The organism is Brevundimonas sp. 'scallop' (assembly GCF_011045535.1).
Taxonomy (GTDB): domain Bacteria; phylum Pseudomonadota; class Alphaproteobacteria; order Caulobacterales; family Caulobacteraceae; genus Brevundimonas; species Brevundimonas vesicularis.
The window spans coordinates 2,791,706-2,810,085 of the sequence record NZ_CP039382.1; the positions used below are offsets into that span (position 1 = coordinate 2,791,706).

The 18,380-nt window shown below is 61.8% G+C and carries 20 protein-coding genes and 1 pseudogene; 7 read left to right on the plus strand and 14 right to left on the minus strand.

Going from position 1 to position 18,380, the window contains the following annotated elements; translation table 11 throughout:
• Window positions 1–270: 270 nt before the first annotated feature.
• The 3 genes from E4341_RS13940 to E4341_RS13950 form a co-directional block, all read right to left on the minus strand.
• Window positions 271–1,482, minus strand: coding sequence for a glutathione-independent formaldehyde dehydrogenase (locus E4341_RS13940; RefSeq protein ID WP_020486678.1), 1,212 nt, complete (start codon window positions 1,480–1,482; stop codon window positions 271–273).
• Window positions 1,483–1,713: 231 nt separating this feature from the next.
• Window positions 1,714–2,634: a LysR family transcriptional regulator gene (locus tag E4341_RS13945; protein ID WP_062126550.1), complete on the minus strand. Its 921-nt coding sequence runs from the start codon at window positions 2,632–2,634 to the stop codon at window positions 1,714–1,716.
• Window positions 2,635–2,960: 326 nt separating this feature from the next.
• Window positions 2,961–3,251 carry a metal/formaldehyde-sensitive transcriptional repressor gene (locus E4341_RS13950; RefSeq protein WP_062126547.1) on the minus strand — a complete coding sequence of 97 codons (291 nt, stop codon included), beginning with the start codon at window positions 3,249–3,251 and terminating at the stop codon, window positions 2,961–2,963.
• Between the two features lie 183 nt (window positions 3,252–3,434).
• On the opposite strand from E4341_RS13950, the gene E4341_RS13955 reads away from it, so the two are divergent.
• The 6 genes from E4341_RS13955 (at window position 3,435) to E4341_RS13980 (ending at window position 8,084) form a co-directional block, all read left to right on the plus strand.
• Complete coding sequence (locus E4341_RS13955; RefSeq protein ID WP_240893578.1) at window positions 3,435–4,952, plus strand: cytochrome ubiquinol oxidase subunit I; 1,518 nt, start codon at window positions 3,435–3,437, stop codon at window positions 4,950–4,952.
• The gene (gene cydB / locus E4341_RS13960; protein ID WP_205499249.1) at window positions 4,949–5,959 is read left to right on the plus strand and encodes a cytochrome d ubiquinol oxidase subunit II; all 1,011 of its coding nucleotides are present in this window, start codon (window positions 4,949–4,951) and stop codon (window positions 5,957–5,959) included. Before E4341_RS13955 ends, cydB begins: the two co-directional genes overlap by 4 nt.
• A 38-nt stretch (window positions 5,960–5,997) precedes the next feature.
• Window positions 5,998–6,075, plus strand: coding sequence for a DUF2474 family protein (locus E4341_RS13965; RefSeq protein WP_240893678.1), 78 nt, complete (start codon window positions 5,998–6,000; stop codon window positions 6,073–6,075).
• 67 nt (window positions 6,076–6,142) lie between these two features.
• On the plus strand, window positions 6,143–7,039 hold the full coding sequence (locus tag E4341_RS13970; RefSeq protein WP_062126538.1) for a bestrophin family protein: 897 nt from the start codon (window positions 6,143–6,145) through the stop codon (window positions 7,037–7,039).
• A gap of 127 nt (window positions 7,040–7,166) precedes the next feature.
• Window positions 7,167–7,430 carry a DksA/TraR family C4-type zinc finger protein gene (locus E4341_RS13975; RefSeq protein WP_024310576.1) on the plus strand — a complete coding sequence of 88 codons (264 nt, stop codon included), beginning with the start codon at window positions 7,167–7,169 and terminating at the stop codon, window positions 7,428–7,430.
• Window positions 7,431–7,853: 423 nt separating this feature from the next.
• Window positions 7,854–8,084 (plus strand): WGR domain-containing protein, encoded by a 231-nt coding sequence (locus tag E4341_RS13980; protein WP_205499247.1) that lies wholly within the window; start codon window positions 7,854–7,856, stop codon window positions 8,082–8,084.
• Here the strand turns inward: E4341_RS13980 and E4341_RS13985 are convergent.
• From E4341_RS13985 to E4341_RS14025, 9 genes and pseudogenes are all read right to left on the minus strand, one after another.
• On the minus strand, window positions 8,079–8,519 hold the full coding sequence (locus tag E4341_RS13985) for a hypothetical protein (RefSeq protein ID WP_062126531.1): 441 nt from the start codon (window positions 8,517–8,519) through the stop codon (window positions 8,079–8,081). The genes E4341_RS13980 and E4341_RS13985 overlap by 6 nt on opposite strands.
• Window positions 8,516–9,292: an energy transducer TonB gene (locus tag E4341_RS13990; RefSeq protein ID WP_063113157.1), complete on the minus strand. Its 777-nt coding sequence runs from the start codon at window positions 9,290–9,292 to the stop codon at window positions 8,516–8,518. The genes E4341_RS13985 and E4341_RS13990 overlap by 4 nt, the downstream gene beginning before the upstream one ends.
• Complete coding sequence (locus tag E4341_RS13995) at window positions 9,270–9,485, minus strand: hypothetical protein (protein ID WP_062126525.1); 216 nt, start codon at window positions 9,483–9,485, stop codon at window positions 9,270–9,272. The genes E4341_RS13990 and E4341_RS13995 overlap by 23 nt, the downstream gene beginning before the upstream one ends.
• Entirely contained in the window at window positions 9,485–10,687 is a 1,203-nt protein-coding gene (locus tag E4341_RS14000) for a PepSY domain-containing protein (RefSeq protein WP_165118081.1), read from the minus strand. The genes E4341_RS13995 and E4341_RS14000 overlap by 1 nt, the downstream gene beginning before the upstream one ends.
• Complete coding sequence (locus tag E4341_RS14005; RefSeq protein WP_165118083.1) at window positions 10,687–13,167, minus strand: TonB-dependent receptor; 2,481 nt, start codon at window positions 13,165–13,167, stop codon at window positions 10,687–10,689. The genes E4341_RS14000 and E4341_RS14005 overlap by 1 nt, the downstream gene beginning before the upstream one ends.
• 134 nt (window positions 13,168–13,301) lie before the next feature.
• Window positions 13,302–14,114 (minus strand): FecR family protein, encoded by an 813-nt coding sequence (locus E4341_RS14010; protein WP_165118085.1) that lies wholly within the window; start codon window positions 14,112–14,114, stop codon window positions 13,302–13,304.
• Window positions 14,101–14,868, minus strand: a complete 768-nt coding sequence (locus E4341_RS14015) for an IS6 family transposase (RefSeq protein WP_066521070.1) — start codon at window positions 14,866–14,868, stop codon at window positions 14,101–14,103. The genes E4341_RS14010 and E4341_RS14015 overlap by 14 nt, the downstream gene beginning before the upstream one ends.
• 10 nt (window positions 14,869–14,878) lie before the next feature.
• Complete coding sequence (locus tag E4341_RS14020; RefSeq protein WP_205751309.1) at window positions 14,879–15,061, minus strand: hypothetical protein; 183 nt, start codon at window positions 15,059–15,061, stop codon at window positions 14,879–14,881.
• Window positions 15,058–15,351: pseudogene (locus E4341_RS14025) on the minus strand (RadC family protein); the annotation flags it as partial. The pseudogene E4341_RS14025 and the gene E4341_RS14020, both read right to left, overlap by 4 nt.
• A gap of 32 nt (window positions 15,352–15,383) precedes the next feature.
• Between E4341_RS14025 and E4341_RS14030 the strand changes: the two are divergent.
• Window positions 15,384–16,877 (plus strand): recombinase family protein, encoded by a 1,494-nt coding sequence (locus E4341_RS14030; RefSeq protein ID WP_165118087.1) that lies wholly within the window; start codon window positions 15,384–15,386, stop codon window positions 16,875–16,877.
• Window positions 16,878–16,930: 53 nt separating this feature from the next.
• On the opposite strand, the gene E4341_RS15810 is transcribed toward E4341_RS14030, so the two are convergent.
• Both E4341_RS15810 and E4341_RS14035 read right to left on the minus strand, forming a co-directional pair.
• Complete coding sequence (locus tag E4341_RS15810; RefSeq protein WP_367118267.1) at window positions 16,931–17,419, minus strand: Rap1a/Tai family immunity protein; 489 nt, start codon at window positions 17,417–17,419, stop codon at window positions 16,931–16,933.
• A complete protein-coding gene (locus E4341_RS14035) occupies window positions 17,337–18,287 on the minus strand; it encodes a chromate resistance protein ChrB domain-containing protein (RefSeq protein ID WP_176695932.1) in 951 nt (316 codons plus the stop codon). The genes E4341_RS15810 and E4341_RS14035 overlap by 83 nt, the downstream gene beginning before the upstream one ends.
• Window positions 18,288–18,380 lie beyond the last annotated feature (93 nt).

An 18,380-nucleotide genomic window follows, 5' to 3' on the forward strand; every position in this document is an offset into this window, starting at 1 on the left:
ACATACTGGCGGGAGTATGTCTAATATACTCCTAGCCAGTATGCAAGAGGGATATCGACTGAGGGATGGAGGCGCCTGACAGGACGTCATGGCTTGGGAAAGCGCAGCGCGATCGTTGATGCTGCGTTTCCGGAAAGGGGCGGCTTGCCGATCCGGGGGGGAGTTAGATCGACAAGCCGGAAGGGGGTGTTCGTGCGGAAAGCAGTCCGCCCCCTACGACTCAGAATATCCCCCGGTCATGACCGGGGGATATTCCGGGTTAGAAGAAGATCAGGCCGCTACGGAGCCGTGCGGATCGATGACGTACTTGAACGCCGATCCGTCATCGAACTCCTTGTAGGCCGCCGGCGCATCCTCCAGCTTGATGATCTTCGTGTTCATCATCGGGGTCAGATAGGGCATCCGATCGTTCAGGATCGCCCGCATGAGGGCGTGGTTGTAATTCGCCGTCGGCGACTGGCCTGCCGACATCCGCGGCGACTTGATCCAGCCACTGGCCCAATCGACTTCCATGCTGCCCTTCTTGTTGTCCCTATTCTTGGAGATCGGATTGGGGCAGTAAACGCCGACCGTGCTGGTCATCCCACCGAAGCGGACATATTTCAGCAGCGCGTTGGTGACGGCGTTCTCGACGATCTGGTCGGACTCCGCCCCGAACCCGCGACAGTCGAGGCCCACATAGTCGATGACGCGATCGGCCTCGCGCTTGCCGGTGATCCGTTCCAGATGATCCTCGATCGGAATGCCGTCCGACAGGTTGATGGTCTCGACGCCGTGCGGCTTGAGCAGATCGAGCCGCTCCTGAATGAAGTCGGCGACGATGATGGCGCCGGCACCGAGGAGCTTCGCGCAGGCTGCGCCCGCGCGACCGACAGGCCCCGCGCCGAAGATCAGCACGTTCTCGCCGACGATATACGCAGGCTGCGCCGGCCAGTCGGGCGCGGCGAACCCGTGGAACGCGGTCGGCAGCACGTCCGAAAGCAGCGTCAGATCACGGATCTTCGCCATGGCCGCGTCCTTGTCGGGGAAGGCCAGCAGATTGAAGTCTGCATAGGGCACGAACAGGTAATCCCCCTGACCGCCGGTCCATCCGCCCAGGTTGAAGCCGTAGGCGCCGCAATCGACTTCGGGGTTGGTGTGCTCGCACACGTCCGAGCGCATGTGCTTGCAGTTGTAGCAGCGTCCGCAGCCGACGTTGAAGGGAACGGACACGATATCGCCGACCTTGATATATTCGACGTCGGAGCCGACCTCGATCACCTCGCCGGTCATCTCGTGGCCCATCGTCATCCCCTTGGGGACTTCGAACGAACCGCGGTAGATGTGAAGGTCGCTGCCGCAGATGTTGGTGGTGACGATCTTGAGAATGGCGCCGTGGGGGGCTTTCTTGCCCTGCGGCGTAATCAGCTCCGGGAATTTGAAGGTGTTGACCTTCATCTCCATCGGCTTCTCGAATGTGACGATCCTGTTTCCGGTAGCCATCGAATTATCTCCTAGCTCTCGTCCGCCACCCCTCAATAATGTTGAAGTTTCTACCGGACGCGCCAAAGGAGCTGCGCTGAATTAAATCAACACAATACGCCTTTGGCGATCCAGACCTCTTCATTATCGTCCATGCAGAATGGCTTTGGCTGCATGTGACAGCAAACTCGAAGTTTCTATCTTGAGATAGGAAATTCCTATGAGCGTTTTTCGCACCGCAACATTGCCGGTTCAGCCCTTTCGAGGCTGAAATTGGCGATGCAATGCAAGGATTTCCTGCAAAGGAGACACGACTTTGGGAGTGTGGACCAGCTCAAGAAGGGCTGCCGAGGGCGGCGACTTTGCCTCCCCCTTGACGCTGACGAATCCAACATCTGCGTGCGCGCCCGCACCCGTCAGTGCTGAAGCCTGAAGGTTTGGAATGTGGGCGAGGCGGGTCGCAAGCGATTGGGGCAAGACTGCCGCGTAACGCCCTGTGGCCAGATGCGCCGCCAGAATGTCGATCGTGTCCGTGTTGATCGTCGCGGCCGAGCAGTGCGCGAGCTGCAACTGTGCCTCGCTGGGGAGCGCGCCTGCCAGAATGCAAAGCGGCAGGCTCACGACATGATCCCACGCGACTCGCTTGGGCTGCGGCTCTTTGCTCATCTGGAACAGGGTCGTATGTTCCCGGTAGAGATGATGGGTCTCGAACTCGTCCTTCGGAACCTCGCCGAGATAGGTCAGCGCCATGTCCATTTCGTGATCCAGCAAGGATCTCAACAGCGAAGCAGTGCCACTCGCCGTCACGGTTTGCCCCAGCAAGGGGATTTGATCCGCAAGAGCGGCGCTGACGATCGCGCCGACAGCCGAAGTGCCTGATACCATGCCCAAGCGGAACAGGCCCTCCAGCCCTCGCTTGAGGGCCGACAGGTCACTCTCCAGCCCGTCACAGTCCCGTTCGATCTTCTTGGCCCAGGCGAGCACTGTCCCGCCTTCCAATGTGAGACCGTCATATCGCCGGCCATGCCGCACGATCTCGACGCCCAGATCTTCCTCTAGCTGCTTGATCCCCGCCGAAAGCGTCGGCTGCGACACGTTGCAGCTCTTGGCGGCCCGCCCGAAGTGACCCTCGCGATCGAGCGCTATGAGATATTCGAAATTCTTGACGATCATATGCTATCCCATCTGCCTGCGGCATCCGGCGCAGCGACAATTCGCAATTGCGCTCGACTCGCTCGGGCATGGCGGCGGCAATCCTGCACTGAGACCCTTGGAAGATAGATCGGTCAGGATGCGGCGGCGTGTTGAAGCTGAATCATCAATCCAAGACACGGAACCGGAAAAATATATATCCGCCTCTTCGGACGATCTATGAAAACGCCAACCCACAAATCGTACCAAGCGAAGATTGGTCGTATCTTCATTATTACCACCACATTACCGATACATACGCATCAGATATCCAGATAATTACCTATACGGGATGATCTTGGCCGCGCTCATTTGAGATATGTTCTCAATATCTTCATGACCCCCTCCATGTCATTATCGTAAGAGTCACCGTCCTGCCCCCCAATCGCCTTGCTTGAGGGTCCGAACGTCTCTTTAAGATGGCTCTCCATCACCTCCGCCATCAATCCGTTGGTCGCTCCCCGCATTGCCACGATCTGTTGGAGCAGGGGTGCGCAGTCCGTACCTGCCTCGATCGCCCTTTCCAGCGCTTCCGCCTGCCCTTTGATACGGCGAAGGCGTGTGATGGCCCGCTTCTTGTCCTCTGGTGAATGTGGCATCGCGCTTTCCTGAAAGATCACCACTACATACTATACAGGGGGGGAGTTTCAAGCCGCTTGTGAATTAAGGGTCGCGGCTCGTCGACGGCCTCTGCCGATTCATAGCTGCAACGGCCCGCTTTCCCCCTCCAAACATCAGGAGCTGATCTATGGTTCCCTGCCCCCTTGATACTGGTGGGGAGTATGGTATTAAAGTGCGCAAGGCTGTTCCACCTTTCGCCGAGCACGCGCCGCAGCACCACAACGCTGGTCGCAGTTGAGGAGGCCGAAAGTCAGGGAGAAAATCTGGTGCTTGCGAATCTCGATCCGGTAATCCTGGCGCGCGCGCAATTCGCGTTCACGGTCTCCTTCCACTTCATTTTTCCGGCCTTCTCCATCGGCACGGCAAGCTACCTGATGGTGCTTGAAGGGTTGTGGCTGAAAACGGGGAGCGGCGTTTACGCCAACCTCTACCGCTATTGGCTCAAGATCTTCGCCGTAGCCTTCGGCATGGGCGTGGTCTCGGGCGTGGTCATGTCCTATCAGTTTGGGACGAACTGGTCGGTCTTCTCGGCCAAAGCCGGCCCCGTCATCGGCCCGTTGATGGCCTATGAGGTTCTCACCGCGTTCTTCCTTGAGGCGGGCTTCCTCGGTGTCATGCTGTTCGGAATCAACAAGGTGGGCAAAGGGCCGCACTTTTTCGCGACCTGCATGGTCGCCGTCGGGACGCTCATCTCGGCGACCTGGATCATTTCCGTGAATAGCTGGATGCAGACGCCGGCAGGCTATGCGATCAATGCCAAGGGCCAGTTCGTGCCCGCAGGTTCGTGGCTTCCGATCATCTTCAACGCGAGCTTTCCATACCGCCTCGTTCACACGGTCATCGGGGCCTATCTGACGACGGCGATGGTCGTCGGTGCGGTCGGGGGATGGCACCTTCTGCGCGACCGCGCGAATCCCGGCGCGCGCAAGATGTTCTCGATGGCGATGTGGATGGCGGCGCTCGTCGCTCCGATCCAGATTCTCGCGGGCGATCAGCACGGCCTCAACACGCTGGAGCATCAGCCGGCGAAGGTTCTCGCGATGGAAGGTCATTATGAGGCCAGCCCCGACGGCGCTTCGCTCATCCTTTTCGGCCTCCCGAGCAACAAGGATGCGGTGGTCCACGGCAAGGTCGAAATCCCCTATCTGGGATCGCTTATCCTCAAGCACGATCCCAAAGCGCCCCTCCCCGGCCTCAACGACTTCCCGCGCGATCGCTGGCCGCCCACGCCGATCGTCTTCTGGTCGTTTCGGATCATGGTGGCGATGGGCCTCGCCATGCTGGGGCTGGGACTTTGGAGCCTGCTCGCCCGCTGGCGCGGCAAGCTCTATGACTGGCACTGGCTTCACCGCGCCGCTGTCGCGCTTGGTCCGTCAGGTTTCGTCGCGGTCATAGCAGGATGGGTCACGACGGAGGTTGGGCGACAGCCCTTCACCGTTTACGGCCTGCTGCGAACCGCAGAGTCCCATTCCCCCTTGGCCGCACCCGCCGTCGCGGCGTCCCTCGTCGCTTTCATCCTCGTCTATTTCGGCGCCTTCGGGGCCGGCACCTATTATCTGCTCCGGATGATGGCAAAGCCGCCCGCAGCCGGTGAGCCGGAACCGTCCAAGGTGCCGCAACGCGCGGCGGGCATTACGCCGGCGAGCGGCGTCGTGGCATCGACCGGACGGGAGGCATGAACATGGAGCACCTCGATCTCACCATAATCTGGGCCGGTATCATCGGTTTTGCTGTCTTCGCCTATGTCGTGATGGACGGGTTCGATCTGGGGATCGGCATCCTCTTCCCGAGCCTTTCGGTCGGAGGGGAGCGCGATCAGGCGATGAACTCGATCGCGCCGGTCTGGGATGGCAACGAAACATGGCTGGTGCTGGGCGGAGGCGGTCTCTTCGCGGCCTTTCCCCTTGCCTACGCCATCATCCTTCCCGCGACCTACCCGCTCATCATCGCGATGTTGCTCGGTCTCGTGTTCCGCGGGGTGGCATTCGAGTTTCGTTGGCGAGATCCACGCCATCGTCCCTTCTGGGATGTCGCCTTCAGCTTTGGGTCCGTTCTCGCGGCGTTCTCGCAGGGGATCACGCTGGGCGCGATCCTGCAAGGCGTGCGGGTCGAGGCCGATGCCTATGCCGGGGGATGGCTGGATTGGCTGAGCGCGTTCAGCCTCTTGACCGGCGCGGCAGTCGTAATCGGATATGCGCTTCTCGGCGCGGCCTGGCTGGTCTGGAAAACCGAAGGGCCGGGCCAGGAACGCGCCCGTCGACTGGCATTTTGGCTCGGCGGTGCGACGCTACTCGCGCTTTTCGCCGTCAGTGCGGCGACGCCGTTCCTGACCTATGACTATTGGCGACGCTGGTTTGCGATGCCCGGCGTGCTTCTCACCGCGCAGGTTCCTCTGCTGGTGGCAATCTGCGCTGCAACCTTCTTCTGGAGTCTGAAGCGCGGCGCGGAGCGTCTGCCCTTCATTATGGCGCTTGGCCTGTTCTTTCTCGGTTTCGTTGGGCTGGGGATCAGCATCTATCCCTATGTCGTTCCCCGCGCCGTCACGATCTGGGATGCAGCCGCTCCCCCGCAAAGCCAGCTCTTCATGCTGGCGGGTGCGGCCATCATCATTCCGATCATTCTCGGCTATACCGCGTGGGCCTATTGGGTGTTCCGCGGTAAGGTCGGCGCCCACGGCTATCACTGATGGATGAGCAAAAACCGCTCGGTCGACGGCTCGCCTGGATGGTCTTAATCTGGGCGGCCAGCGTTTTGGCGCTGGGGGCTGTCGCGCAGGTCATTCGCCTCATCCTCAAACCCTGACGGCAGCTCGTTTCGACGAGCTGCCGAGGGAAATGCCGGCAAACAGGCGAAGGACATTCCACGGACCATGATCGTTCGATCGCAACCGAGCTTCCAAGATATCATTTTCACCGTGCATGGCTCGATCTTGCCGCGCATCGCGCGGAGGCTGGCGGCGATAGCGATCGTCAGTGTGATCGCCATCCTGGCCGCCCAAGCCCATCCCGGCATTTTCGCGCGTATCTCGACGATCCCTTTCACCCTGATCGGCATCGCGCTCTCGATCTTCATGAGCTTTCGCAACAATGCCTGCTATGCGCGATGGTGGGAGGGGCGGCAGCTATGGGGCGAGCTGATTATCTCGGCCCGTTCGTTCGCGCGCGAGACATCGCTTCTCCCTGACGAGGATCGGCGAGCGTTGCTCCACAGCATATGTGGCTTTGCCTGCGGCCTCACCGCACGCCTTCGCGGCGAGGACGAAATCGCCGCTATTGCGCCGTGGGTCGAAATCGGCCCGGCGACAAAGAGCCCGAACGTCACCAACCTCGTGCTCGATCGTATGGGGCGTAGGCTGCTCCACCTGAAGCAGACTGGCGTCATTACGCCGATTCACTATGCCGTCGTGGCAGAAGACATGCGATCCTTCGGCAAGGTTCAGGGCGCTTGCGAGCGGATATCCACGACGCCCGTGCCGTTCGCATATTCTCTGCTGCTTCATCGCACCGCAATTATCTTTTGCGTGATGCTTCCCTTCGCGCTCGCAGGATCACTCGACTGGTGGACGCTCCTGCCGGTGCTCCTTACCGCCTATACCTTTTTCGGCCTCGACGCGCTGGGACACGAGCTGGAAGACCCGTTCGGCGTCGAGCCCAACTGTCTGCCGCTTTATGCGATGAAGCGGACAATCGAGCGGGATATGTTGTCGCTGCTTGGCGAAGAAGATCTACCCGCTCCACTGGAACCCCATAAATCCGTCCTGAGCTAAATTTGCGCACTCCTTGATACTGGCAGGGAGTACCCTATATTCGGGTGCTGTGCTGGATAGTCGCGTGCTTGGCCCATGCGCCCCCGACTATCTGACCCCCAAGGTCAAAATCGAGGAGCTTGCGGCGATGGCAAATGGATGGGCACCCGATAGTGCGGTGCAGGACCAGATTGATGCAACGATCATGGACGCGGTTTTCGCCGCCCGATCGCGTCTGCCTTCCGGCGAGGGTAGCACCGACTGCGAGGTGTGCGGCGACGAAATCCCCGCGAAACGCCGCACGGCCATACCCGGCGTAAGAACCTGTGTCGCCTGTCAAAGCGAACGCGATAAGCGCCCCACCTTCACCGGCATCAATCGCCGGGGCAGCAAGGACAGCCAGTTGCGCTGATGACGAATGGAGGGCGGCCAAGGCCAAGAATCCGGTGTATTGTACGACGGAGCTGAAGGCCGCCCAATAGCGAGGCCGAACCTCAGTCGCAGCAGCCGCGCTTGAAATGCCGGATCAGGAACCAAACGGCGCCGGCCAGGATGGCGACGATGACGATGCCCTGAACCATGTGCCGCCCTCCGTTCGCGCAGCTTCATCGATCTTCTAGCAGGCTTCGCCATCTCGGTCATGGGCAAGCCGATCGGGCGGTGTTCAACGGCTGAACACGGTGTATCGAAATCTGCACCACGGGCGCGCTGATCGCTTTTGTGAATCACCGCCCCCGCACTGATTCAGGAATGTCGCCGGACTTCGCGGGCCTGATTTTGTAGGCTTTGCGCCATGAATGGCGCAGCTCTCCCGCTTTGTGATCCGATCGAGCTGGTGGCGCTTGACCCGGCCCGCAACGTCCGGCGCGGCTACAGCATCACCGCGAGCCTCGACCTGTTCGGCATGATCTTGGTGGAAACCCGCTGGGGCCGGATCGGCGCGCGCGGTCAGGCCCGTTCCCACGCCTTCGCCGATCGCGAGGCGGCCGAGCGCCATATCGCCGCGACCTTGCGCCGGCGCAACTCGGCCGAGAACCGGATCGGCGTCGCCTATCGGCCGCTATAGGGCGGACCCGGCCCCGCTCGCGTGATTTCCGCGCAGCCGCGCCCCATAGAGGGTATTCGGGCCGAGATGGATGCCGAGCGCATCGAGCAGGCCTGCGCAGCGGGCGACGGCCGCGATCAGCAGCGGATCGGCCGGGATGGCGCGGCCGTGGCTGGTGATACGCTGTTCCTGCGCGAGCCACGTCAGCAGCAGCATTTCGCCCTCGCCGACGAGGCGGGAACCGGGCGGCAGCACGGTGATGCCGTGGCGGGCCGCCACGCGGCGCAGCTCGGCGAAGAACAGCGCTTGCGACTTCGCGGCCTGGCGCGACGGCTCCGAGGCGCGGGCATCTTCATCGGCATGGAAATGCTGTTCGTCGCCGCGCAGCATGGCGAGGGCGCGGCGTTCGAGCGCGGGGCGGCGACGCAGCGCGATCGGGGAGAAGGGCGCGCTCAACGTAATAGGAACTCCACAGGCACTACCAGCTCGATTTCGTCGGGCCGTTCGGGCGGAATCTTGGGGAGCGGATCAGCGCGGCGCAGCGTGTCGAGCGCGGCCTGATCGAGCGCCGGGAAGCCGGAACTCCGCACCAGCGACGAGGATAGCACATGGCCGTCGCGGTTCATCCGGAACCGGATATAGGCGACGCCTTGCTGGCGGGCGCTCTTCGCCGCGCCGGGATAGCGCTGGTATTTCTGCAAGCGGGCGAGAACGCGGCCCTCCCACGTATCGGGCGCGTTGCTCGATACCTGCGGCGCGGGGGGCGCCGGCGCCGTCTTGGGCGCGGCGGTTTCCGGTTGCGGGGGCGTCGGATCGACGGGCTTCACCGCTGGCGCGGGTGGGGGCGGCGCGATCGTCGGGACCGGGATGATCGGACGCTCGACCGGCACGACCTTTTGCGGCGTGGGCTGGCGCTGGTGCTTCTCGACCGGCTTGGGCGCCTCTTTCGGTTTGGGCGGCGTCTCGGGCGGCGAGGCGAGCGGAAGCAGGCTCACCACCAGCGGCGCCGAGGGCGGCGGCGGGTTGAAATGATGCTCGAACGTCAGGAGCAGGCCGGCGAAGGCCACGGCAAAGACCAGGCATGTGCCGAGAAAGCCGAATATCTTGTGTTCGGGCGGCGGGGCATAGGGATGCCGCTCGACCGGGAGCGGCAGCACGATCGGCAGCGTTTCGGCATCGTCGCGCGCCTGGCGCGCGTCGTCGCCGTCAGGGCGCATGGTGGCGAGCATGTTGCGGCCTCCCTGTCGGTCGCAGGACGTGGCGCGCGATCACCAGCAGCGGGATCGCCAGCGCCGCCCACGACAGGCACCACCAGATGCCGCCTTCGCCGAACAGCGCCGAGAGCAAGCCGAACAGGGTCAGCGCCGCGAGGGCGATCGGCCACGACCATTGACGGCGAAAGGTGGAGCGATGCCGTTTCATCACTCGGCCGCCTCTAGCAGATCGAGGGGGGGCGCCGGCGCGTGCGGATCGCGTTGCGTTTCGGCCGGCGCGCGCTTGCGCTTGGCCGCCCACAGATAGAGGCCGCTCCCCAGCACCACGATCGTTACGAGGTCGAGCAGCGCCCAGATGATCTTGAGCGGCATCCCGCCATAATTTCCGAAATGGAGCGGGCGAGAAATCTCAAGGGCGCGCAGATACCACGGCATCTTCACCACAGCCGTCAGCTTGCCGGTGCGGGCATCGACCAGAACCGGGCTGAATAGCTGCGCGGTAAGCGGCGTGCTGCCATGCGCCCAAAGCAAATAGTGATAGGGGCTGCCATAGTCGTCGCCGGGAAAAGTGATGCTGGTGACGATCATGCCGGGTAGCGCGCGTAGCGCGGTATCGGCCGCCGCTTGCGGCGAGGACAGCTCATCAGGCCGGGGCGTTGGCTTCCCCCGCCAGGGCGCCAGCATGGCCGCCACGTCAGTCCGCTGCCATATAGCGAACAGCGGCGTCGAAAGTTCGTTCATCACGCCCGTTGTGCCGACGACAAACACCCAGGTTAGCGTGACGATGCCGAGCAGGTTGTGAAGGTCGAGCCAGCGCACGCGGCGGGAGCGCCCGGTTCGCACCGCGCCGAAATCCATTTTTCGGGTGAAGGGACCATAGAGAAGGACGCCGGAGACGATGGCAATGACGAACAGCAGGCCCATCGTTCCAAGGAACAGCTCGCCGACCAAGCCGGCGAACAGGTCTTCGTGAAGCCCCTGCATCCAGTTCATAAAGGTCCGTTGCTGCTGACCGGGCGGGGTCGATCGACCAATAACCCCGCCCGTATGAGCGTCGAAGCGGACGAAGTGCGCGACCTTCGGATTGGCCTGCTGTGCCGCGAAGGACGGCGCCATCCAGACATAGACCTGCGGCTCCTCATCGTCGGCATAGATCGAGGTGACGATCTCGCGGGGAAACATGCGCTTTGCCTGCCCCGCCAGTCGATCGAGCGACTGGCGGGGGGCGCCGGCCGGCATCTCCGCATAGACGGCCGTATCGGTCAGATGATGGATTTCCCGACTGAACAGCAACGGAAGCCCCGACAGACAGATCAGCAGCAGGAAGGCCGTGCAGATCAAGCTCGCCCACTTATGGATCGAGGCCCAAGCGCGAATCTTGTCATGTGACCGCACGGCCTGGCTACCCATCACATGCTATAGCGCAGGGAGAACAGCGCTTTGCGAGGATCGCCATAGAAGCCACCATAAGGACTTTCTAGGATCAGATAATGGGTGTCGGTTACGTTAGTCACATTCACAGACGCTGTGAGCCGATCCGTAATCTTGTATGCGGCGCGCAGGTCGAGTGTCGCATATCCACCTTGGCGCAAATAGTTTCCGTTGCCATCGGTGGCATAGATTCCGCTACTAACATAAACTCCGCCGCCCACACTGAACTTACTCAGGCTTCCGGGCAGAGTGTAAGTCGTTGACAGCTTAAAAAGATTCTTCGGAGCAATGCTGGCGAATCCAACGCCGCTGGCGTTCTCGCTGGAGTCGAGATACTTTGCGTCCGTGTATGTGTATCCGCCGTATATGATCCAATTGTTTGTTAAGTGGCCGGTTGCCGTTACCTCGACGCCACGGCTTCTAGCGCGCCCCGTCGCGATATAATAACCTTGGTCCGGGTATCTCGGGTCAGAAATTGCTCGATTCTCTTCCGTTAGCTGGAACAGAGCAACCGAGGCATTCAACCGACCATCAAGATATTCCCCCTTTACGCCAGCCTCATACTGAACGCCCTCCAGAGGAGGCAGAACATTGCCCTCCGCGTTTCTAGAAGATTGCGGATTATAAATTGTAGCGTAGCTGAAATATGCGGAATAGTTCTTGCTGATATTGTAGATAAGGCCAGCGTAAGGAGTCACCTTGCCCGAGACTCGATTTGAGGCGGTGACATTACCCTGGCTGTTGGTGTCCCACCATATTGCGCGTGCGCCGGCCACGAGAGTCAGCGGATCAGCCAAGCTGATACGTGCATTGCCATAGAGACCGTATTGATTGATCGCCGTCGTATAATGAAAGGTAGTGGGTGAGTTAAAGGCCGGCTCCGGTGCATTTTGCACCCAGGACAATGGCTCTTCGGCTTGGCAAAAGGTTCCGCCGCCTGCACTGTCAGTTGGCCCGCACCGATATGCCGTGTCGACGAAATCCTCCCGCTGATAGGTTGCCCCAAATGTTAGAGTGTGGGTGCGATTGAACAGGTGCACCGGCCCGGTAACGAACGCATCGACCGACTCTTGATTGTCGGTTTGGTGCCACGTCTCGGCTATATAGTCTGTAAGGTCCGAGTTGTTTTGAAACCCTTGGGCGAGCCCTTGAAGAACGACCGAGTGACTGCCCAAATAGTTAAAGGCGAGCTTGCCGGACCAGCCTGAGCCAAGCTTTTGATCCAGCTCGGCGAACGCGGTCTTGTATGAATAGGTATTATGGCTCCACGGCGCCTCGGTATTGGTCGATCTGTTGCCGTAAAGGATATATTCGCCATTTACTGGCGTGTCGTAGGCCAAGGCCCCTTCCCAGTTCCCCCTCTCATTTATGTCGGTATAGCTCCCACCCACCCGGAGCAGCGTAGTCGGCGTCAAATCAGCCTCAAGCGTGCCGTAAATGAGCTTGTCGTGGCGAAAGCTCGTATCCCACATCAGGTCTTGGCTCTGAATGTTGCCAACCACGCGCGCCCGGATGGAACCGGAACTGTTGAGCGGGCCGCCCACGTCGAGGGTGCCTCCAAAGTCGTTGTATGTCCCAGCGAGGGCCTCAGCTTTGAGTTGGAAGGTGTTCGGCGCGCGTTTGCGCACCATATTGAGAGCACCACCTTCGTTGCTGAAGCCGTTCATGAGCCCGTCAGGGCCTTGCAGGATTTCAACCCGATCAAACATCGCAAGATTTGGTGCGATTGAGGACAGATTCTGCGTTGTCGGCATCCCGTCCAACATCCATGTCGTGATCGGGAAACCACGCGAGTAGAAGTCCGTTCGTTCGGAGTCGGTGTTGCCAATGGTTACGCCAGGCGTCCAACGCATGGCGTCATTGAGGGTTTGCATATTCTGCTGCTGAATCTGCTCCTGCGTGATGACCGTGATCGTTTGCGGGATTTCGCGCTGGGTCAGCGGGGTTTTGCTGCCCACCGTCGTCGGCGGATTAGACATCTTCGCATAGGGATCGCTGGCTTTGGGATCATACCCGTTGGCATAGGTGCTGGCTTGTGAACCGTTGTCGCCCTCGACGCGCACCGGGCCGAGCTGCACCGTGCCGGCTTCGGCCGTAGGGGCGGGTTCGAGCCGGACGGCTGTGGGCGCGGTGAAACGATAGGTGAGGCCGGTGCCGGTCAACAGCCGGGACAGCGCCTCGCTGGCGCCGATTGCGCCGTTGACCGGCGCGCTGGTGCGCCCTGCCACATCCCCGCTCTCATAGCCGACCTGCACGCCCGATTGCTGCATATACTCGCGTAGCGCCGCTTCGAGCGGTTGAGCGGGGATCGCGAAATCATGGCTGGCGCTGGTGGCCGATGGGGCGGCCTGCGCCCAGGCCGCTGCCGGGATGGCGAGGCTCAACGCACTCGCGGCATAGAGCAGCCGGCGAGAGAAAGCACGGACAGAACGGTTGGCAGACGGCGTAGAAAGCGACATTCGGTAATCCCCCGAGCGGTTGTCCAACCCACCGAAGGCGGGCTTCTTGCCCCTGCGACGCAATCGCAACTCGCTTGGGACGCCCCTATGACTGTTCTCGAAGGCCCTTACCCAAAGGCAGCACGAAAATATTTTTAGGAGGGGGCTTTGGGCTGCACGATCAAGATGCCCCCAGGCAGCGCACGAATGCGGAGCTGGCGCATCGCCGCGAGCGTCGCCAAGGCGTCGTCGGGCTGATCCGTGCGGAAGGCGCCGCTCACCGGCTGCGCCGCGTCGAGATCGCCGAAGGTGAAGATCGGCCCCGAGCGATAGCGGCCGATTTCATGGATGGCGCGGGACAGCGGCAGGTCGCGCAGCAGCAGCGCGCCCGAGCGCCATGCGGCGATGCTGGCGCCGTCCGTCGAGGCGAGCCGTTCGGACGAACCTCCCGGCCGATAATGCAGCCGCTCGCCAACCCTGAGCGTGGTAGCCTCCTCTTGGCCCTCCGGCGCCGTCACGCGCACCACGCCGGCGCTGACCCCTACGTCCACGCCATCGTCATCGCGCTCGACCGCGAAGGCCGTCCCCACGTCTTGGGTGACGCCCCCCTCCGCCGCGACACGGAACGGGCGGGCGTCATCATGCCGCACATCGAACCAGGCACGGCCGCGCAGCAGCTTGATCCGCCGTTCATTCCCGTCGTAAGCGAGCGCGATCGCGGAATCGGTGTCCAGCACGACACGCGAGCCATCAGGCAGCGAAGCCTCCTGACGCTGGCCGGTTCCGGTCCGATAATCAGCGCGCATCAGCAGCAGAAGGTGCGGAGCGGTCGCGAGCATCAGCAGGGAGGCGGCGATGGCGCCCCCGGCGAATTGGTGGATACGCCGGCGCGGGCTCTGTTGCAAACTGTGATGACGGGCGCAGTTCGTCTCATGGCTGTTCGAGCGGTGCCCATTAGGCTGCTTCAAGTTCCATCCGTTTGCCGATGAGTTGAATGGCTTCGGTGAGGGCGCAAGCGCCGAGGCCGAAGGCACGCTCGACCAGCCGCGCCTCGCCGCAAATGTCGCGGGTGAGATTGAAGGCAGCTGCCTGTCCCTTGCGCAGGGCCCGCATCACCTCGAAGCCTTTGATCGTCGCATACGCCGTCTTCAGTGTCTTGAAACCCCGCACCGGCCGGATCAGCTGCTTCAGCTTGCCATGGTCAGCCTCAACGACGTTGTTCAGATACTTCACCTGGCGATGCTGGGTATCCTTGGGACATTTGCCTTCCGCTTTCAGTTCAGCAATGGCGGCGGTGTAGGTCGGCGCCTTATCGGTATTGATGATCTCGGGTTTCTCCCAGTCCTTCAACCCGCCCAGCGCCTTGCCCAGGAAACGCTTCGCAGCCTTCGTATTCCGCGTTGGCGAGAGATAAAAATCGATCGTGTTCCCGTCCTTGTCGACCGCGCGATACAGATACGTCCAGGCACCACGAACCTTGATATAGGTCTCATCGACCCGCCAACTCGTCGAGGCAGGGCGGCGCCATTGCCAGCGCAGCCGCTTCTCGATCTCCGGGGCGTATCTCTGAACCCAGCGGTAGATCGTGGAATGGTCAACATTCACGCCACGTTCGCCCATCATCTGCTCAAGATCCCGGTAGCTGATGCCATACCGGCAGTACCATCGCACCGCCCAAAGCACGATCTCACCCTCAAAATGCCGCCCTTTGAACCCTGACATCGCGCCACCCTCACTCTCGGCAAGACAGATCACCGAAAATCGGATCAGTTTGCAACAGAGCCCGCCCCAGCGCCCGGCCCATGATGTGGCGCGTGAAATCTTCATCGGACCACAGCGTCAGCAGAGCGTCGAAATCGTCGGTCGAGACGGGGCTCATCACCAGTCGCTCGGTCGTCAGAATCCTGTCGGTCACATCAGGCCCAGTTGCTTGAAGCTGGCCAACCCGTGGCGGCCGACGACCAGATGGTCGTGAACCTCGACGTTAAGGGCGCGGCCGGCCTGCACAACCTGTTTCGTGATCTCGATGTCGGCGCGGCTGGGGGTGGGATCGCCCGACGGATGATTGTGCACCAGGATCAGGGCGCTGGCCGACAACTCCAGCGCGCGCCGCACGACCTCGCGCGGATAGACCGGCGCATGATCGACCGTGCCGCGGTTCTGCACCTCGTCCAAGATCAGCTGGTTCTTCTTGTCCAGATTGAGTGCCATCTGCAAAAGACCTATATGGCTACCACATGCAAGCCATAGTCTATCGGCGATATTCTTCGGATGAACAGGGGGACGGGTCTGCCCAGACACTGGACGCGCAGCTTGAACGCTGTCAGTCGTTCGCCAAGGCGCAGGGCTGGACCGTTGTTGAGGTTCTGACCGACGAAGCCAAATCGGCGTTCACGGGCGACCACCTGCGGGCTGACGCGGACCTTGGCCGGTTCATTTCGCGCCTTCAGGATGGCGAGTTCGCGAAAGGAACAATTCTGATAGCTGACAACCTCTCGCGTCTCTCGCGTCGCCCGGTCGATGAGGCCATGGCGTGGGTCCACCAAGTGACCGGCAAGGGCGTGGAAATCGGGCTGGCGGACACGCGCGAGGTTTTCAAGCCGAACCCGTCGCTCGGCGACTTCCTTCAGACCGCCATCAAGTTCGGAGTTAGCCACCAAGCGTCAGCCGACAAATCCGACCAGACGCGGCGATCTAAGAACACGCTGTGGGCCTTGGCCGAACAGCGTAAGGGGAAATGGGTCAACCTCGCTGGGCTGTTGCCTCGCTGGCTTAAGCGGAACGCCACCTGTGACGGCTGGATCGTCGATGAGGACATGGCCGACACCATCGTCCAAATCTACAAGTGGTCCGCTGACGGCATCGGCGTGAACACTATCGTCAACATGCTCAACGCCCGGCCTGATCTGCCCCCCTTCGGACGGCAGAAGGATTACCGCAGCGGCGTTCCGGCGTGGTCGCGGACGACAGTCAGGCAATACCTGACCAGCCCGATTGTCGAAGGCGACTTCCGACCCAACACCGGCATGTTCAAGGGCCGGGTCATCCACGACTTTTATCCGAGGATTGTTGACGCAGACACAGTGGCCCGCGCCCGCGCCGATCTGAAAGCCCGGCGGAAGGTTGCTGGTAAGGGTGCCGGGACGGGCTACACCAACCTCTTCGCCGGGATCACAAAGTGCGGCCTCTGTGGTCAACGGGCCTCGCTGTCCACGTCGGTTCAGAAGGGCAAGCCATACCCCTACGTTCGCTGTGAAGGCTCGCAGGAAGGCCGTTGCACCAACAAGGGCGGCTACGCCTACCGAGCGTTCGAAGCGACCGCCCTCGATACATTCTTGGACCTCGCGCTGGACGACAGGTTCTTCGAGGCGACGGGCGAACTCGGGCGCTCTCGGGTCGCCAAGTTGAAGGGCCGACGTCGGCGCCGGGCCGCGCTGGCCAGCGTCGTCGCGGCCTCCTTCACGCTCCTGTCGAGCGCAGCGCCCGCAAGCGACGTGAACAGCAGCATGGACACCTATTGGTCCAGTTCGCTGGGTTCGGCGAACGTCACCGGCCCGACTGCCTTCCAGGGGCAGAGCGCTGGCTATTACACGCTGGGCAACATGGCGGTGCGGACGCCGCAGGAACGGCGCGAACAGAACCGGTGTATCAGCTCGCGCCAGCCCTCGGCCGCGCGGGCAACGCCTCGCGCAATACACGGATTGCCGACCGCAGGAAGATCAGGGCGATAATCCCGCCCACGCCCGTGTCGAGCATGCCCAAGTCGGCAGGCTCAAACAGGCCCTCAGCTGGAGCTGGGATCGATCTGCCGAGCGCAAGGCCACGCCTTAGTCAACGCCTCGTTGGCTCCGGCCGCCATGTGCTTGTCTCTGAGATAAGTCTCTGATTCGGCCCAGCGCAGATAAGCTTGGCGGAGACGCTGACGGTCATATCTCGGGGCGCCGCACACGGCGCGACGGACGATCAACTCATCGAGCATACCCTGCAGATAGGCTCCGCACTCGGGCGCCCCGCGTCTGCATTGCTCCAAAAGGGCGGAGCCGGTTGCGGAAGGCGGAACATCTTGAGTCACGCCCGATCCCGGTGAGACAACTAAGCTTGCGAGCGAAAAGTAGAAAATACCGAGGTTCATAATCTTCGGCCTCCTTGGGTCAAACCTGTTACGAGAACTTTCATGCAGAGCTCGCAGTTCACGCCTTTCGCCCTCTGCTGAAATAGGCGTAAAACTGTTCAAGCGCGGCGGTTCCCTCCGCCAGCCGTTCGTTGTCATCATCCGTTCGGGCGCAAATTCCGGCGATGAGGGCGCCCAGGCCGGCCGTCTCCGGCCGATTGAAGCGGCTGTCAGCGATGTCGAGGTCGTGAATGATTTCGCCGATCGCGACCAGCGCGGTATCATTGTCGAGTTGTGTCCGCACGAGCAGCGTCTCGAAGGTGCAGCGCTCGCCTTCGTGGGTGAACTCGGCATTCGCCATGTCAAACCTGAGTTCGTCCGCGGCAGGCTCGTAGCCTTGGCCGTCGACGAACTTGAAAGTCGCTTCGGGGTCGATGAAGCGCTGGATCAGCCAGGCCGACGCGATACGATCGACATGGATGCCGCGCCGGGTGATCCAGACCCGCTGTCTCAGGTCGGCGGTCGCGATCACCGCCTGACACGTCGAACTGACGTCAGGGTGCCGCGTCGAGCGCGTCACCAGGTCTGCGAGCGCCGCTTCGGCAGCTTGCCGGCCGTGGGTGCCGAAATAGTCGATGGCCGCGATTTCGGCCAGACGCGCGCGCAGGCGAACAATCTCGCGGGCGACCTGCCCGTCGTCGATCGTGCGCGCCTCGCGGGCGAGGTCCTCGTAATCGGAATCGCGAACCGCATCGAACAGGGCTCGCACGTCCGCGTCTCCCAAGCCACCGACCAGCGCAGCCTCCAAAATGATGGCCTCACCCCCGCCCTCGGTGATCTCGCGCAGCAGGTCGTCGAACAGAGCTGCCGTGTCGTCGCGAAGCGGTAGCGCGTGAACGGCGTTCTTCAGCGGAGTCGCCCCGATCGCCTGCAGCCGCCGCCAGACTTTGACGCGCAGATAGGCGGGCTTGGCGGGCAGTTGGTGGATCAACAGCAGCCAAGGGGCGCGCGAGCCGGGGAACGAAATCATATACAAGGTGTATCATTCAATGACCACAAATGATACAGGTGAACGAGCTAGCGAGTTGAGGAGGTGGTATGACCTGGGTCGCCTGCGATTGGT

Bases quoted from the DNA above. Each gene is read 5' to 3' on its own strand.
- E4341_RS14005 (WP_165118083.1), bottom strand. From the start codon at position 13,167: ATGTCGCTTTCTACGCCGTCTGCCAACCGTTCTGTCCGTGCTTTCTCT.
- E4341_RS14030 (WP_165118087.1), top strand. From the start codon at position 15,384: ATGCAAGCCATAGTCTATCGGCGATATTCTTCGGATGAACAGGGGGAC.
- E4341_RS13990 (WP_063113157.1), bottom strand. From the start codon at position 9,292: ATGCTCGCCACCATGCGCCCTGACGGCGACGACGCGCGCCAGGCGCGC.
- E4341_RS13945 (WP_062126550.1), bottom strand. From the start codon at position 2,634: ATGATCGTCAAGAATTTCGAATATCTCATAGCGCTCGATCGCGAGGGT.
- E4341_RS13955 (WP_240893578.1), top strand. From the start codon at position 3,435: ATGGTATTAAAGTGCGCAAGGCTGTTCCACCTTTCGCCGAGCACGCGC.
- E4341_RS13940 (WP_020486678.1), bottom strand. From the start codon at position 1,482: ATGGCTACCGGAAACAGGATCGTCACATTCGAGAAGCCGATGGAGATG.
- cydB (WP_205499249.1), top strand. From the start codon at position 4,949: ATGAACATGGAGCACCTCGATCTCACCATAATCTGGGCCGGTATCATC.
- E4341_RS13970 (WP_062126538.1), top strand. From the start codon at position 6,143: ATGATCGTTCGATCGCAACCGAGCTTCCAAGATATCATTTTCACCGTG.
- E4341_RS13950 (WP_062126547.1), bottom strand. From the start codon at position 3,251: ATGCCACATTCACCAGAGGACAAGAAGCGGGCCATCACACGCCTTCGC.
- E4341_RS14015 (WP_066521070.1), bottom strand. From the start codon at position 14,868: ATGTCAGGGTTCAAAGGGCGGCATTTTGAGGGTGAGATCGTGCTTTGG.
- E4341_RS13965 (WP_240893678.1), top strand. From the start codon at position 5,998: ATGGTCTTAATCTGGGCGGCCAGCGTTTTGGCGCTGGGGGCTGTCGCG.
- E4341_RS13995 (WP_062126525.1), bottom strand. From the start codon at position 9,485: ATGAAACGGCATCGCTCCACCTTTCGCCGTCAATGGTCGTGGCCGATC.
- E4341_RS14000 (WP_165118081.1), bottom strand. From the start codon at position 10,687: ATGGGTAGCCAGGCCGTGCGGTCACATGACAAGATTCGCGCTTGGGCC.
- E4341_RS13975 (WP_024310576.1), top strand. From the start codon at position 7,167: ATGGCAAATGGATGGGCACCCGATAGTGCGGTGCAGGACCAGATTGAT.
- E4341_RS15810 (WP_367118267.1), bottom strand. From the start codon at position 17,419: ATGATGACAACGAACGGCTGGCGGAGGGAACCGCCGCGCTTGAACAGT.
- E4341_RS14035 (WP_176695932.1), bottom strand. From the start codon at position 18,287: ATGATTTCGTTCCCCGGCTCGCGCGCCCCTTGGCTGCTGTTGATCCAC.